The organism is Sporomusaceae bacterium ACPt (assembly GCA_041428575.1).
Lineage (GTDB): Bacteria > Bacillota > Negativicutes > Sporomusales > Sporomusaceae > Sporomusa_D > Sporomusa_D carbonis.
The window spans coordinates 832,105-847,236 of record CP155570.1; the positions used below are offsets into that span (position 1 = coordinate 832,105).

The following is a 15,132-nucleotide window of genomic DNA, read 5'->3' on the forward strand; positions in this document are numbered from 1 at the left end:
AAGCAGCTGAACAATTAAGTTCTATTGTGTTTGCTAATTAGTGATTTGTGAAAAATGAAGTGACTATTTTCCATTAGGAAAAAAGAGGGGGTATTTATGCTATAGCGGGGAATTTATGAAGTTAAAACGCCTTATGTAGACCTGGGGTTTGCCCCAACTTTTGAAGAAATCGATTAAATGTAAAGTCACCCCAAGTAGTCGGACAGTTGGTTTTTGATCAACTAAGTAAAGTAAATACAAGCAGTAATATTTAACTAATAGGTTCTTTTGAATATGGAATGGCAGGAGGTATTTAATGTTTTCATTTGATATATCCCTTTTGATGGGAATTTCTGTGGTTTTAGCATTAGTTACTACCGTAATTATAAAATCATACAATCCGCAGTTTGGCGAAGTGTTAGGAATGCAGATGATTTTTCCAATACTTGCAATCTGTATTTGTGCAATATTAGGAATTGCTTTTTCTGCTTTTAAATTATTCTTTGGGGTGGGAGGGAAAAAGAATCAAGGTAGAACGCTAAAAGCGAAAAAAAACAATAAAAAATCTTAGAGATAGGTTGAGTAAAGGTAAGTTTCTGTAAGGGCTTCCAACGGGATGGTCGATTTCATTAATATGAAATTTTCGAATTTCCAATTTGTAATCTACCAGATGAACTATTTGGATATTTGGAGGAGATTTTTATGTATTCGTTAGGTTTGCCGATAATAGTAAACACCATTAGAATGTTTGGAAGGTCTATTTTAACTAGTCCTCTTATTAAGAAATTGATTGATTTTGAGAATAACCCACCAAGTAATCCTGGTGCCCCGAATCCACTTACATATCTTTATGACCATTTACCCCCTTATCATGATCCCAGCCCTTCTGAACCAGGACTCCCTACTGCGCCAGATCCATTCAGCCCTCCGGGAGGGGATCCTTGGGGTGGAGCTGGAGGAGCTATATACGATCCGATAGTTCTTGACTTAAATGGCGATGGCATTCAAACAATTGATGTTAATAATGGTGTTTTTTTTGATAATGATGCCAACGGATTTGCTGAAAGAACAGGGTGGGTAAATTCAAATGATGGATTGCTTGTTATTGACCGGAATGGCGACAACGTTATTAACAATGGACAAGAACTTTTTGGGGATCAAACAGTATTGAGTAATGGTACACGTGCAGCAAGTGGTTTTCAAGCTCTCGCCGACCTTGATAGTAATAGCGACGGGAAAATTGATATTAATGATAAGGCCTTTTCGCAGCTTCGCGTTTGGCGGGATTTAAACGGAGATGGATATTCATCCGCAGATGAGCTATCCACACTTGATCAGTTGGATATTAAATCATTTGATCTAAATTATACATCAAGTAATCGTTCAGATGAAAACGGCAATATACAGACACGATTGGGTAGTTACAACAAGCAAGACGGAACTATAATGCAAATAGGAGAGTATCAATTTAGTCGCGATACCATACATACAATTGCTACGGACTTACTTGAAGTTCCAGAAATCTATACGTCACTTCCTGATTTGGACGGATATGGAAACGTATATAATTTGTGGCAAGCCATGGTACGCGACGAAAGTGGTACATTAAAAACACTAGTAGAAGCTTTTAGTAGTGAAGAGAATCCTGAAATGCGTGATAGTATCATGAACCAAATTTTATATAAATGGACAAATAGCGATGCCATTGATCCAGCCAGTAGGGGCTCCAGCATAGATGCGCGACAATTGTCGGTTTTAGAAAAAATGTTTGGACAACAATTTTCTGGTTTGGTAACTTGGCAAGGAACAACAAGCAATCCGAATATAAATGCGGCTGCAATTTTAAAAGACATTTATGCTGATGTAAAAGAATACTACTATGTTCGATTAATGGCCCAAACGCATATGTCTGATTTATTGAATGATATTCATTTTACACAGGATATAACAACAAATACATTTGTAGGCGATTTAGCCGATGTTCAAACTGAAATTGATGGATATTTTAGCCAAAGCTATGATAAAGGTATAGAACAACTAGCTGAGTTTTCGCGAGTCTTGTACGGTTTAGGACTACAAACGTCATTAACTAATTTTACTGATTTCAGGAACCATTTTGCGAATACTTATGGTGCAGAAGTCGGCCTAACAATTGATTCGGCGGGAAAGAATTTAAAAGGGATTATTAACGGAGGAGATGGGGACGACAGCCTTTTTGGAGGTGCAGGTTCAAATACCTTTTATGGAGGCAGTGGAAATGACGTTATATACGGCGGAGCTGGTGATGATAATTTATTTGGTCAGAAGGGAAATGACACCCTTATTGGTGGAAGTGGCAACGATTATTTAGAAGGTGGGACGGGCAATGACATATATCAATTTGGTGTAGGTTCAGGAAATGATCGAATTTGCAACTATGGTTCTACTGACGAGTATGATATAGTCCAAGTTGCTGATGGTCTGACCGCGGATATGCTAGTGTATTTGCAAAACGGTAGTGATCTAATACTAGAAATTAAGTCCAGTAGTGAGACGCTAACGATAACTAACTGGTTTAATGGAGATTCCTATCAGGTTGACAAGGTACAATTTGCGGATGGGAGCGAGTTAACTGCGGCGCAACTCAGTGAAATGGCCATGATTCGTGGAACTATGAGTTCGGAGAACGTATATGGTAGTAGTCGCAACGATAAAATTTATGGACTTGGTGGAAATGACACGCTTTATGGGTCGTCATCCAGCATGGTCAATGCAACAATGACGGGTAATGATAGCCTATATGGTGGAGATGGTAATGATACACTCTTTGGTCAGGATGGTGATGATATATTAGACGGTGGAACTGGTAGCGACTACCTATATGGCGGAGCCGGTAACGATACGTATATCTGGGGACAGGGCTCAGGCAACGATACGATCTACAATAATGGAGCAGCTAATGATAATGGATTTGACACTATCAAAATGCAAAACCTGGTACTTGCAAGTATTGAGTTTACAAGAGAAAGTAATGATTTAGTATGTACTATTACTCAGACTGGAGAAACGATGCGTCTTATAGACTGGGGGTTAGGAACTAGCTATCAAGTTGGTCAAATCCAGTTCACAGATGGAACTTTAACTGCAGCAGATATAAATAAAAAAATATCTTAACGCGATTCTCTACCGGGTGTGATGCAAAACTTCATCATGGCTAACGTTGTGTTTGTCAAAAATAACAAAGATCTTGTTTGCACGGATAACCCACGGGCGAAAACCTTATTGTTGCTAACTGGACGCTAGGTGCCGATTATCAAATTGATCAGTTCAAATTCTCTGATGGTATATTTAACCGATGCATAGGTAAAACAAAAAGTTTCTTATTTTGTAGCGGTTACTTAGGTTCCGTGTCTAAACCGGCGGAGTGTCTGCCGGTTTAGACACATCAATTATACAATCAGTCCCAGAGAATGGAGAGATACGATGGCTAACGAAACAAGTACAGCTTCCCCCGATAGTGGTTTACTATGTTTAGTAGCAGCCGCAAGATTGCTAGGAATACCCGCAGAATATAATCAACTAAAACGTGCTTTTCTTGTAGGAACCGGATATTCCGACACGATCACACTTTTACGTGCGGCAAAAGAGATTGGTCTCAAAGCAAAGAAGACGAGTACCACTGCTACTAAGCTCTCTCGGTTGGCCCTTCCGGCTATGGCTATACTTATCAATGGCCAGTTTGCATTGATTGTAAAGGCAGATGCTGAGCGGGTTTTGGTATATGATCCTTTTAAAGAACGTCCCATAACAGTAACGCATGATGTATTTGCTGGGGCTTGGACGGGCGAAGTTATTCTATTAGCTCGTCGATTTAGCTTAGCTAGTCTCGAACGGGAGTTTAACTTTCGGTGGTTTATACCGTCTATAGTAAAGTTTAAACGTTTTTTCGGCGAGGTTTTACTAACGTCATTTTTCCTGCAGACTTTTGGCCTTATTGCTCCGTTATTTACACAGGTAATTATTGATAAAGTGTTAGTTCATAAAGGTGTTTCAACATTAGACATTCTCGTTGTAGGTCTTTTATTTATTAACTTATTTGAAGGTGTCTTAGGCGTTTTACGGTCTTATCTTTTTTCTCATACCACTAATCGAGTTGACGTAATCCTTGGGGCAAAACTATTTAATCACCTTTTGGGTCTACCCTTGCAGTACTTTGAAGTTCGGCGCGTTGGTGATACGGTAGCGCGTGTTAGAGAACTAGAAAATATTAGACAATTCCTGACTGGCTCAACACTAACGGTCGTGTTAGATTTGTTCTTTGCCGTTATCTTTATTGCGGCGATGTTTTTTTACAGCGCGAAACTGACGCTTATTACACTCGCTTCCTTACCTATCTTTATACTATTATCAGTTATAGTTACGCCGATTTTAAAAGAGCGTTTAAATCAGAAATTTGCCTGCGGTGCTGAAGTACAATCCTATCTGGTAGAGTCGATAACTGGGATACATACCGTAAAAAGCTTAGCCATTGAACCGCAGCTTAACCATAAATGGGAAGGAATATTAGCAAATTACGTTAAGGCGTCTTTTAAAACAAACCTCCTTGGTAACATTGCAGGAAACATTGCCCAATTTATTCAAAAGATTGCTACGCTGGCTATATTATGGTTTGGTGCCCATTTAGTAATGGAGGGGAGCCTGACAGTAGGACAGCTCATTGCGTTTCAAATGCTTTCTGGCCGAGTTACCGATCCTGTTTTACGCATTGCAAATTTGTGGCAGGACTTTCAGCAAGTTAGGCTGTCTATTGAGAGATTGGGGGATGTATTAAACTGCCCTCGTGAACCGGTGTTTAATCCATCTCGTACTATGTTGCCAGCCCTGAAAGGTCGAGTTGAAATTCAAGATTTGTCCTTTAGGTATAGGAATGATGGGCCTCTCATTCTTGACGGCATTAGCTTAGGAGTGCAGCCGGGAACAACGGTGGGAATAGTAGGTCGCTCTGGATCTGGTAAAAGTACGCTTACTAAACTCATACAACGCTTATATTTACCAGAACGTGGTAGAATTCTCGTTGATGGCGTTGATTTGTCACAAGCCGAGCCAGCATGGCTTCGCCGACAAATTGGAGTAGTTTTACAGGAAAACTTTTTGTTTAATGGTTCCATTAGGGACAATATCGCAGCAGTAGAGCCTGGGGCACCTATGGAAAAAGTAATTCAAGCGGCAAAGTTAGCAGGCGCGCATGAATTTATCTTAGAATTACCTGATGGTTATGATACAAGTGTGGGCGAAAGGGGGACGGCCCTTTCCGGTGGGCAGCGGCAGCGGATTGCCATCGCTAGAGCACTGCTCAGTAATCCTCGCATTCTAATTTTTGATGAAGCTACGAGTGCGCTAGACTACCAGTCGGAAAGAATTATTCAAGATAATTTACAGCAAATTTGTAAGGGGCGGACAGTCTTTATTATCGCTCACAGATTGTCCACGGTACGTAATGCAGACATGGTAGTTGTTGTTGAGAAGGGACGCATTATAGAGCAAGGCAGCCACCAGCAGTTAATGGCCCAAAAAGGCGCATATTACAGTCTACACATGCAGCAGGAGGGTAATGAAGTATGCGCCTAGGATTAGGAAAAAATAAATCTAATGAACTTACCAGAGATGAAATGGAATTTCTTCCTGCTGCACTTGAGATTGTAGAAAAGCCGCCTTCTCCTATTGGCAGGGCTACGGCATGGGCCATTATTATGTTGTTTTCAGTTGCTTTAATCTGGGCATGTGTTGGTGAAGTAGATGAAGTAGCCGTAGCTACAGGTAAAGTCATTCCATCAGGATACACCAAGGCTATACAAGCATTTGACACAGGAGTAGTCAAAGCGATTCATGTGAAAGATGGGAGCAAGGTTAAAGCCGGTGATATTTTAATTGAACTTGATACAACGATGACTGCAGCTGACCTTGCCCGCCAGTCAAAGGAATTAGCATACTTAAAACTAGAAACTACGCGGTTAACAGCAGAGCAGATGGGAGTACCATTTGTAGTAAACAATAACGAAAACTATGATCCGCAAGATGTTATGTATCAGCAGCAACTGTTTAATAGTCGTGTTGCTGAATATAACGCAAAAGTATCGACTGCTCAACAAGCGGTAAACCAAGCGAAAGCAGCACTGGATGCCTATGAAGCAACAAGAAACAAACTCGCGCAGCAATTAGAAATAGCGGTAGATAAAGAAGCAAAAATGAAAGAACTTGCAGACAGCGGTGCTGCAGCTCAATTTCAGTATCTAGAATATCGTGAGAGGCGCATCACGATTCAACAAGACCTCGCAGCCCAAGTTGGCGAAATTGCTAAAGCCAATCACGCTCTTCTTCAAAGCATGGAAGCGCTTAACAGCATAGTAAAAGAGCGTGAGCGAGACATTATGAGTAACTTGGTAAATAGTAGGAGACAGCTTCAAGCTGTTGAAGAGGATTTACGCAAGGCCAAAGAGAAAAATCGCTTAAGTACTATTGTTTCTCCAATTGATGGTAAGGTACAGCAATTAGCCATTCATACGCTTGGTGGCGTTGTTACGCCCGCACAATCCTTAATGCTGATAGTCCCAGAGGGGGAGCAGATGGAGATTGAGGCGTGGGTCGCTAATAAGGATATTGGCTTTATCTATGATGGACAAGATGCCGAAATTAAGGTAGAAACGTTCAACTTTCAAAAATACGGCACATTAAATGCGAAGTTGGTTGAAATCAGTTCTGATGCAGTAGAAGATAAGGAAAAAGGACTAGTTTACCGAGCTTTGCTTCGAACCGATATGGATTACTTTCAACTTGCGAATAATAGGACCGTATATTTAAGTCCAGGTATGGCCGTTACGGCGGAGATTAAAACAAGGAAAAAGAAAATTATTGAATATTTCCTTGATCCCTTTATTAAGTACCGTAGTGAGGGGTTAAGGGAGAGATAACTTTTTATGAATTTGTAGATTAGAAAGCAAAAATTAGACTTGGAAATCTAATTTAGTGTAACAAGTTCGAACTTTATTTTAGGAGATGAACTAATGGATGATTTACATGAAATGATTCAAAGTGAGATATTTAAGGGTGGTTTTGATTACATGATCTGTGACGAAGGAGAATGGAACCAATCCACTGAAATAGGGTTTTCTATTGTGGAGATTGACAATATGACTAAGAGTCATAGAACGGCAGCTGCTCGGCGTGCAATAAATGATTTTAATAATCACTTTGTAGTTAAAGACAGGAAATACGGCAAGGAGTATAATTACTCCATCACGAAACTGGCTAAAAAAATAGATGTTGACCCAGAAATCATCGCTTCCGCAATAAGAGAATTATACGAAAAAAAGATCGAAGAATTAGACGTAGATGTTGATATTAAAATGAAATAGCTTTAAGTGATTGGTGTCAATTTTGCGAAAAAGTATCGCCCGTAGAGCTAAGCCGACCCCCTTGCAAAAGGGGGTCGAAACCGTTTTGAGGAACTTCAATTTCGCGTATTAGTATCCTTTAGTTATCATAACACACGTGGAGACAGTCGCGTTGATAGAGCGGAAGTAGCTTGAAATATAAGGCTTTGCGGGTTTTGGGATAAATTAACAAGCGTGATTTATGTTCGCCTAGACGTAAGGTTTAGGCGATTTTTGCACCCCCGGGGGGTAAATTTTTAGTGAGGCGGAACTTTTTCGCGAAATTTAAGAGGGGTTTTGCGGAAGGGTATTAAACAATATTAAACAATAGAAAAGCGGAATCTCCTGTCCAATTGAGTTATGGAGGCAGGTGATCTTTAGCTGTTATTATATGATTATTTTTTTTATAGAAAACCGTCACAGCGATACTTTTAATTGACAATCGTATCCATGTGTTTGGATATCGCTTTTTTTATATGGAAAAGAAAGTTTATCTAGTTTTTCTGATAAGCACTTTTTTGCAAATGATGGCCTTGACTCTTTATTCTTTGACTCTAAAAGTATTACTTGATCGTAAGCGTCAAAGCAAAACCACCTATCAATAAAAAAACACCTGATGTACGATATGATAAAACATCAGATGGCTGTTGGAACCGTTATGCTTTTTTATTAGGCATTTTACAGCTTACAGGAATTTCTTCAGCCCACGGAAGTAGTTTTTCAATACAGAGCGTATCCTGCAGTTGGATTTGCCTAAAGGCATATTCCAGATAAGCTTGCGGATTTAATCCATTTTCTGCAGCCGTCTGAATCAGGCTGTAAACAGCGGCGGACGATCTTGCGCCACCAGGCGTATTGCAAAACAGCCAGTTTTTTCGTCCAATCACAAAAGGCTTGATAGATCGCTCCGCACGATTATTCGATATTTCGATGCGGCCATCGGCCAAATAGGCTGTCAGATACTTTTTCTGATTTTGGGCATAGGTAAGCGCCTTGCCCAGTAGACTTTGCGGCAAGGTATCAGCCCAACAAGCTTCTATCCATTTATAAAACTCTTCGATAATTGGTTTAGCTTCTTTTTGCCTTAGTTCATGCCGTTCTTCCGGCGTCATGTGCTCGGCCTTTTTTCAACGTCGAAAAGCTTATTGCAATAGGCAAGACCTATCGCTTCTTTACTATCCGGCTGTTTAGCCGCAGGGCCGACCAAGGCTTCATTGAATTTTCTCCGAACATGTGCCCAACAGCCGCACAAGGTTACACCGGCTTCTTCTACCTTGTGATAGCCATGCCAACCATCGGTCTGAAGATAGCCGGAAAACCCTGCAAGGTACGCCTTGGCAAATTGCCCGCTGCGCCCTTCCTGGTAGTCATAGAGCACAACCGGATGATCCGTATCCCCGGACGTTCGATATAACCACATATAGGAATCTGTCTGTGCCGGTCTGCCGGGTTCACACAACACTTCCAGAGTAGTTTCATCGGCGTGCAACAGATCCCTTGAAAGCAACTCTTTTTTTAGGGCTGCTAACAAAGGCTCCAAAAGTGCGACACCTTTAATAACCCAGTTGGACAAGGTTTTGGCGGGAAAGCGTTACGCCAAGCCGCTTAAATTCCTGCTCCTGCCGATACAGCGGCATAGCATTGACGAATTTTTGGCTCATGATATAGGCCATAAGCTCGGCGGATACCATGCTCTTAGGCAGCAACGCTTTCGGCGCGTTAGCCGTGATGATCGGCGTCTCTATATTGTTTTTCTCGCAATTTCGGCAACCGTATACATAGTTTACGTGCTCGATAACCTTGACCTTTGCCGGAACAATCGTCAATTCCTTACGTACTTCCTTGCTCATAACATGCAGCTCTTCACCGCAAGCAGGGCAGGTCTGTTCACCTTCTGGCAGAGTATATTCAATCACTTCTACCGGCAAGTCCTTTATGTTTTCTCCGCGTTTACCCTTTTTGCGCTGATAACTGATGGTTTCCACGTCTGGCTCCACAGCAATCGGTTGGCGCTCAGCTTCCGCCTCATTGAAGAGGTTTAACTGTTCCTGGTCATCGCGTTTACTTTTTTCCGAAGAAGCGCCAAACTTTTTTTGGCGAAGCAGCTTCAACTGCTCCATATACCACTTGTTGAGCGCTTCCAATTCCTGAACGCGTTTCTTTAATTCCGCATTTTCTTCTTCAAGCTGTGCCTGTGTTTGCAAGAAAAAATCCTCATTTCCGATACCATTTTCTTATCTTCTATTATACCGGAAAATGAGGCGAAAAGCCAGTAAAATCAATGATTTAGCGGCTTTTTAAAACTTGCGTGCGACGCAGTTTTTGTTCGATGCCCGGGCTTTGAATCAGGTTCCACAGTTCTTCTGTGGTAAGCGCCATGGTGGCGTCGTCAAGTGTCGGCCATTTGAAACGGCCTCGTTCCAAGCGCTTTAAATGCAGCCAAAAGCCGTTGTCTTCCCAAGTTAAAATCTTAATTCGATTGCGTTGTTTGTTGCAAAAGACGAACAGTGCTTTTTGAAACGGATCCAACTTAAAACTATGCTGCACCAATGCGCTTAAGCCATTAATGGATTTACGCATATCGGTGTCCCCGCAGGCTAAAAAGACTGGTGTATGTTCCGATAGTTTCAGCATACTTCCACCAGTACGCCAAGCACCGTTGCCAAGAGTTTTTTATCTGTTTTAGTATCTACGGCAATTTTGCATTTGCCGATTTGTATTTCGAGGCTGGCTGATCGTTGTGGCGCAGCCTGGATGACAGGAATCCAGTTTTGTACCGGTTGCGGCTGGTCCTGCTTTTTTCGTGCTGCAGCCATCTCTGCAATGTGCTCAGGCCAATAGCATTTTCCTGGCACCATTCTTTTTTGCTTAGGCCACTGGCTTTATATGCTGCTATCAGCGCTGCTTTTTCGACAGCAGAGTAGGCCTTACGCTTGCTTGTTATTGTATTTTCCATACAGCTTATCCCTCCTGAGATCATTATCCCAGGATTGAAGCATATACGCTATGTGGGGATACTTTTACGCTTACATTGATATGGGAAGAGTTTACCCATATAATGGAATGAAGAGGAGGCGAAGATATGCAAGATAGTACATTGAAACTGTTACCGCCTGATATTGACCTTGAAACCAAAAGAGTTTTAAAGCAGCTTGCCAGATCGCACAGAGCGTTGGCTGAGTTAAAGGGCTTTGCCGATACGATGCCTAACAAAAATATTTTAATAAATGCCATAACAATTAACGAAGCAAAAGACAGTTCAGAAATAGAGAATATCATTACGACACATGATGAATTGTTTAAAGCTATGTCACAGTCGAATTACAATAATCCTGCTGCCAAAGAGGTTGTAAACTACCGGACGGCTCTTTGGAAGGGCTATGAGTTAGTCAAAGCAAAAAAAGTTATGACTACGAATATGATTGTCGAAATCCAACAGGACATAGAAAATAACCGTGCCGGCATAAGAAAACTGCCGGGGACGGTTTTGCAGAATTAAACGACCGGCGAAGTTGTATATACGCCGCCAAATGGTGAGCGGGAGATACTTGAGCTGATGTCCAATCTGGAAAAGTACCTGAATGACGACTATGATGCGGTTGATCCACTGGTGAAACTGGCCGTAATTCATTATCAGTCTGAGTCTATACATCCTTTTTACGACGGTAATGGGCGAACTGGGAGAATCATTAATGTCTTATATCTGGTTCTCAAGGAACTGCTGGATAGCCCCATTTTGTATCTTAGTAAATATATCATACGAAACAAAACCGCATATTATCGGCTGCTGCAAGAAGTTAGAACCAAGGACGGTTGGGAGGCTTGGGTTCTCTTTATACTGGACGGCATTGAACAGACGGCTGAAGAAACGCTGTTGCTGGTCAAAAGAATTAATGCAGTTGTGGACAAGACTGCGGAAGACATGAAGGAAGCTTTGCCACGAGTATATTCCAAAGAGCTGGTGGAATTGCTGTTTTATGAGTTTTATACCAAAACAACTTATATTGAAACCGGTCTCAGCGTTTCCCGGAAAACGGCAGCCAGCTATTTGGCATCCCTTGAAGATGCGGGCTTTCTTACATCGCAAAAAATCGGCAAAGAGCGTATTTATCTTAATAAACGCTTGTTTGAGGTTGTACAGGAAGCAGGAAATTGAAACGAAATATGCAAAGTTGGAAAGCGGTTATATATTAATAAAGACATGATCAAATGAAGGGCTGTGGCTCATTTTATTCACCCGGCGGTTGTTGTACTACAACAACCGTACAACAATGCGGCGAAAAAAGTCTGTGACGGCTTGTGATGAAAATGCAGCAATATCAAGCATCCGTGGTGTTTTGAAAATGAAAAATTGAGCTTATTTTTGACTCTTAATCAGTAGGTTGTAGGTTCGATTCCTACGTGGGTCACCAGTAAAATCAAGGCTTCCAGGGTTTTTACCCGGAGGCCTTTTTTGTGTTTGTACAGCAACCGTACAGCAACCGCTCTGTTGCGATATGGGGCGATTTATAACTTTGCCGTTGCCGGCAGCGTGCTTTGCAGCCAGTTGGCAATGGCGTTTTTGCGGGCGGGAACTTGGTGGGTATACGTGTCTATGGTCACAGTTATCGTGCTATGTCCTAGCCTGTCCTGCACATCTTTGGCGTGCCAGCCGGCGGCGAACAGGCGGGTGGCGTGGTCGTGTCTTAGGTCGTGAAAGGTTGTTTTGACGCCTGCGGCTTTCGCCAGTGCCGGTAACAAGCGTTGGTTTCGTTGCGCCGAAGCCGGGAGGCACATGCTCAGCCGCCACCATGGCCGGCGGTAAAACCCGCACCGCCGGCCAGCGTGCTAAGAGCCCGGCCGCAGGCGCAAGGTGGCCGCGGACGGCGCGGCAATGGTTTTTGCCGCCAGGATAGGCCAGCGTAGCCTACGGCGTCAAGGCCAGGCCATGGCGGGTGGGCGGCCAAAGGCGCGCCGCCCAGCCTTGACGCCGTAGGCGGCAGGGGATGCGCCGGGCGGCAAAAAAACGGCAGGGGGGACGGCCAGGAAAATAGTGTTGTGATGTTCCATGAAGTTTTGTGGTACATTTGTGGTATAATGGGAAGTAGTAAAACGAACGGTAAACGGGGGTGAGCGGTTGCCCAAGTTTGATATTCCGATTAAGCGGCTGGTGGAGCGGCGGGCGGCAGACTGGGTGCGCTTTGTCTGCCCGGAGGCCAGGCCGGGCAGTATCCGGCCGCTCGGCAGGGAGCTGACGCCGAAAGCACAGTCCCGCCTGGATGAGGTGTTCTCGGTAGTAACGCCGGCCGGCCAGGCCATTGTCCACTTGGAAGCCCAGGGGTATCTGGATCCGGCCTTTCCGGCGCGTATGCTCCGGTACCGCGCCGATATTTGGGAGAATACCCTGACTGCCGGTCAGGGTACGCCTCATATTCACCAGGCGGCGGTGTTCTTTTTCCCGGAGCATGAAAATAAGGCGCACGGTTTGGACGATGACGGGATACACTATGTGTACCAGGTGGTGCGCCTGTGGGAAGTGACACGGGATGCCGTGCTCAGCCGGGGGCTGGTCGGGCTGTACCCGCTGTTGCCACTGATGCAGGATGCCGTCGGCGATACGCCGGACACGGTGATGCAGCAGGCGCTGGAACGGATCACGGCCGCGGCGGTGGAGGATACGGCGCTCGAGCAGGATTTGATTGCAGTGCTGGGGATTATCGGCGGGGAGAAATACGGGCCGGATGTTATCCGGCGCTATGTCAGGAGGGAAATGCTGATGCAGTCTCAGGTGTACAGGGAATGGATTGCCGAGGATATCCGCGAGGCGAAAGCCCAGGCTACTGTGGAAGTACTGCGGGAGAATATCCTGGACGTACTGGCGGAGCGCTTTACCGTGGTCAGGCAGCCGTTGCGGGCTAAAGTTCTTGCGGTGGAGGATGTGGGTGTGCTGAAAGCACTTCACAAACTGAGTATAAAGGCAGCCAGTCTGGAAGAGTTTGACCGCCAGCTGGATGAATTGATTTCAGCGTAAAAACAGCCGGCTGCAGCCGGCTGTTTTCTTAGGGGATGGGTGGCGTGGTTGCTGTACAGCAACCGGTGAAAAAAGTTACATGAACTTATGAAAAGTAAATCCAGTATTTTTGCGGGTTGGAGGCTATTATTACTAGGCTGGGATAGGCTGGAAAATTGATTCTTAATCAGTAGGTTATAGGTTCGATTCCTACGTGGGTCACCAGTAAAATCAAGGGGTATCAAGGCTTTTCGGCATTTTGATGCGCCTTGATTTTTTATATTATGTTTTAACATCAAGACCCCTTTAAGGGGGAGCTAGAGTGACAACTGCGGCTGGCGGAACACAAAGCACTTAAGGTGCCGCTAGTAACACGCCCTTATAGGGGCTGTTACTAGCGTAATAAGTGTTCGTGACTCGCATTGAAAATTGCTACCTGAAGCGTGTCGCGCACAGCTGATCGGTGCTACTGGGGCTGCAATACTGCCGGAAAAGTGTCAGGTTGCTCGTATAATGAACATAGCCGCCGGAAGATGCAGTACGTTGTTCTAGCGGTTTGGTAGAAAGTTCCGGTGGTAATCATTGACTGAAAAACACCATCCTACTGCATTCACAGTAGGATGGTGTTCAACTATCTTTCTAAATAAAAATTATTGTGCCAAGGATGCCAGCCTTTTTTACCTATGAATATTTCATTCCTAGGCATTTCCTTGCCGTCTTTATAAAGATCAAAGTCGACGGTTTCTCCACCTCTAACCTTGAAGTCAATGCCGTCAAGTCCGCGGCCAGTAAAACGAAAGCGGATTGTTTTATGGTCACGGTCTACTTTAACGTAATCACCATTTTCCAGTTGTTTTTGCTCAATGTTGTAGAAACGTCCATCAGTTTGGATAATACCGGAGAAAACATGTTGGTGGCCCAAGTTAGTTGATCTTATGTGGAGTTCATCATTGTGATCATGCCAGATAAATAAACCGGGCGCTCTCATCATTACCCCTAAGGGGGTTTGGTACGGTTGGCCTTCGGAACGATCACTCCACGCCAGCGCATTTCCGGATAACATAACTAAAACAAATGTGGTAACCATTAAAAACGATAGCTTTTTCATACAACATCTCCTCGTATAATAGAATTAGATCCACCGGATAGCGTAATTTCCAGTAAGGAAACACATATTCCGGGGAACCGGTTCCCAATTCTGAAGAAGCTCTTTTTACCCCGAAATATTATCCACATTCAGCCTGTAATGCGCGCGGTTATAGGTTGTGGTTAATTCCTTCTATGGTTAAAGACGCTTTTTCAGAATGGATTAATAAACTTCAACTGAATAAGAACACTGATTGAAGTCAGCAATTCTTACTTTGGCGTCAATTTGATACGCCCGGGGCACAGGCCCAATTCCAGAGTTGCTACAATTCAACAGTGATTGAAACCGGCCAGCCGGAGTATGTATATGCTCCCTGTCGCTGGCTGGTTTTTTACTGCCTTTTTTACTCATTACCTACCTTGAATCTTGGACTTGCTCATGGGACAATGGGATCGACAGGTACTTTTCGGGAGATTTCTTCTCCTCCTTGCGGATCCACACTGGATACTGCTGTAGAAAGCCGGCTACCCGTGGTCCATCATCGAGTATCTAACCGCTAGTTGCACCAGTCTGGAAACTGGGGGTAGCACCCACACTGTCTGTTTCCTGTACATGAGTTCTGATGACGAGGCTGCTTTAGATGGTTCCCATGGGCACCCAGGTCTGAG

The 15,132-nt window shown here is 43.7% G+C and carries 13 protein-coding genes and 3 pseudogenes; 10 read left to right on the plus strand and 6 right to left on the minus strand.

Annotated elements, in window-relative coordinates:
* The first annotated feature begins 295 nt into the window (after positions 1-295).
* The 6 genes and pseudogenes from SCACP_RS04085 (at position 296) to SCACP_RS04110 (ending at position 7,370) form a co-directional block, all read left to right on the plus strand.
* A complete protein-coding gene (locus tag SCACP_RS04085) occupies positions 296-550 on the plus strand; it encodes a hypothetical protein (RefSeq protein ID WP_425060140.1) in 255 nt (84 codons plus the stop codon).
* A 131-nt stretch (positions 551-681) separates the two neighbouring features.
* On the plus strand, positions 682-3,132 hold the full coding sequence (locus tag SCACP_RS04090) for a calcium-binding protein (RefSeq protein ID WP_425060141.1): 2,451 nt from the start codon (positions 682-684) through the stop codon (positions 3,130-3,132).
* Between the two features lie 104 nt (positions 3,133-3,236).
* Positions 3,237-3,398 (plus strand): annotated as a pseudogene (locus SCACP_RS04095) (hypothetical protein); the annotation flags it as partial.
* Positions 3,399-3,441: 43 nt separating this feature from the next.
* Positions 3,442-5,586: a type I secretion system permease/ATPase gene (locus tag SCACP_RS04100; RefSeq protein ID WP_425060142.1), complete on the plus strand. Its 2,145-nt coding sequence runs from the start codon at positions 3,442-3,444 to the stop codon at positions 5,584-5,586.
* Positions 5,577-6,926: an HlyD family type I secretion periplasmic adaptor subunit gene (locus SCACP_RS04105; RefSeq protein ID WP_425060143.1), complete on the plus strand. Its 1,350-nt coding sequence runs from the start codon at positions 5,577-5,579 to the stop codon at positions 6,924-6,926. The genes SCACP_RS04100 and SCACP_RS04105 overlap by 10 nt, the downstream gene beginning before the upstream one ends.
* A 93-nt stretch (positions 6,927-7,019) precedes the next feature.
* Positions 7,020-7,370, plus strand: a complete 351-nt coding sequence (locus tag SCACP_RS04110; RefSeq protein WP_425060144.1) for a hypothetical protein — start codon at positions 7,020-7,022, stop codon at positions 7,368-7,370.
* A gap of 674 nt (positions 7,371-8,044) precedes the next feature.
* Here SCACP_RS04110 and tnpC read toward each other — a convergent pair.
* The 3 genes and pseudogenes from tnpC to tnpA all read right to left on the minus strand — a co-directional run bounded on the left by tnpC (position 8,045) and on the right by tnpA (position 10,368).
* A pseudogene (tnpC, locus tag SCACP_RS04115) lies at positions 8,045-9,613 on the minus strand (IS66 family transposase).
* A gap of 61 nt (positions 9,614-9,674) precedes the next feature.
* A complete protein-coding gene (gene tnpB, locus SCACP_RS04120; protein WP_425057810.1) occupies positions 9,675-10,022 on the minus strand; it encodes an IS66 family insertion sequence element accessory protein TnpB in 348 nt (115 codons plus the stop codon).
* A 55-nt stretch (positions 10,023-10,077) separates the two neighbouring features.
* Positions 10,078-10,368, minus strand: coding sequence for an IS66 family insertion sequence element accessory protein TnpA (gene tnpA, locus SCACP_RS04125; protein WP_425060145.1), 291 nt, complete (start codon positions 10,366-10,368; stop codon positions 10,078-10,080).
* Between the two features lie 102 nt (positions 10,369-10,470).
* Between tnpA and SCACP_RS04130 the strand changes: the two genes are divergently transcribed.
* From SCACP_RS04130 to SCACP_RS04140, 3 genes and pseudogenes are all read left to right on the plus strand, one after another.
* A complete protein-coding gene (locus SCACP_RS04130; RefSeq protein ID WP_425060146.1) occupies positions 10,471-10,887 on the plus strand; it encodes a Fic/DOC family N-terminal domain-containing protein in 417 nt (138 codons plus the stop codon).
* Between the two features lie 27 nt (positions 10,888-10,914).
* A pseudogene (locus SCACP_RS04135) lies at positions 10,915-11,082 on the plus strand (Fic family protein); the annotation flags it as partial.
* A 27-nt stretch (positions 11,083-11,109) separates the two neighbouring features.
* A complete protein-coding gene (locus tag SCACP_RS04140; protein WP_425061318.1) occupies positions 11,110-11,544 on the plus strand; it encodes a Fic family protein in 435 nt (144 codons plus the stop codon).
* A 350-nt stretch (positions 11,545-11,894) separates the two neighbouring features.
* Here the strand turns inward: SCACP_RS04140 and SCACP_RS04145 are convergent, their stop codons facing one another.
* Both SCACP_RS04145 and SCACP_RS04150 read right to left on the minus strand, forming a co-directional pair.
* Positions 11,895-12,164, minus strand: coding sequence for a tyrosine-type recombinase/integrase (locus SCACP_RS04145; protein WP_425060147.1), 270 nt, complete (start codon positions 12,162-12,164; stop codon positions 11,895-11,897).
* A gap of 2 nt (positions 12,165-12,166) precedes the next feature.
* The gene (locus SCACP_RS04150; protein ID WP_425060148.1) at positions 12,167-12,454 is read right to left on the minus strand and encodes a hypothetical protein; all 288 of its coding nucleotides are present in this window, start codon (positions 12,452-12,454) and stop codon (positions 12,167-12,169) included.
* A gap of 197 nt (positions 12,455-12,651) precedes the next feature.
* Here SCACP_RS04150 and SCACP_RS04155 point away from each other — a divergent pair, with 197 nt between their 5' ends.
* The gene (locus SCACP_RS04155) at positions 12,652-13,398 is read left to right on the plus strand and encodes a hypothetical protein (RefSeq protein ID WP_425060149.1); all 747 of its coding nucleotides are present in this window, start codon (positions 12,652-12,654) and stop codon (positions 13,396-13,398) included.
* A gap of 610 nt (positions 13,399-14,008) precedes the next feature.
* Here SCACP_RS04155 and SCACP_RS04160 read toward each other — a convergent pair.
* Entirely contained in the window at positions 14,009-14,485 is a 477-nt protein-coding gene (locus tag SCACP_RS04160; RefSeq protein ID WP_425060150.1) for a hypothetical protein, read from the minus strand.
* Positions 14,486-15,132 lie beyond the last annotated feature (647 nt).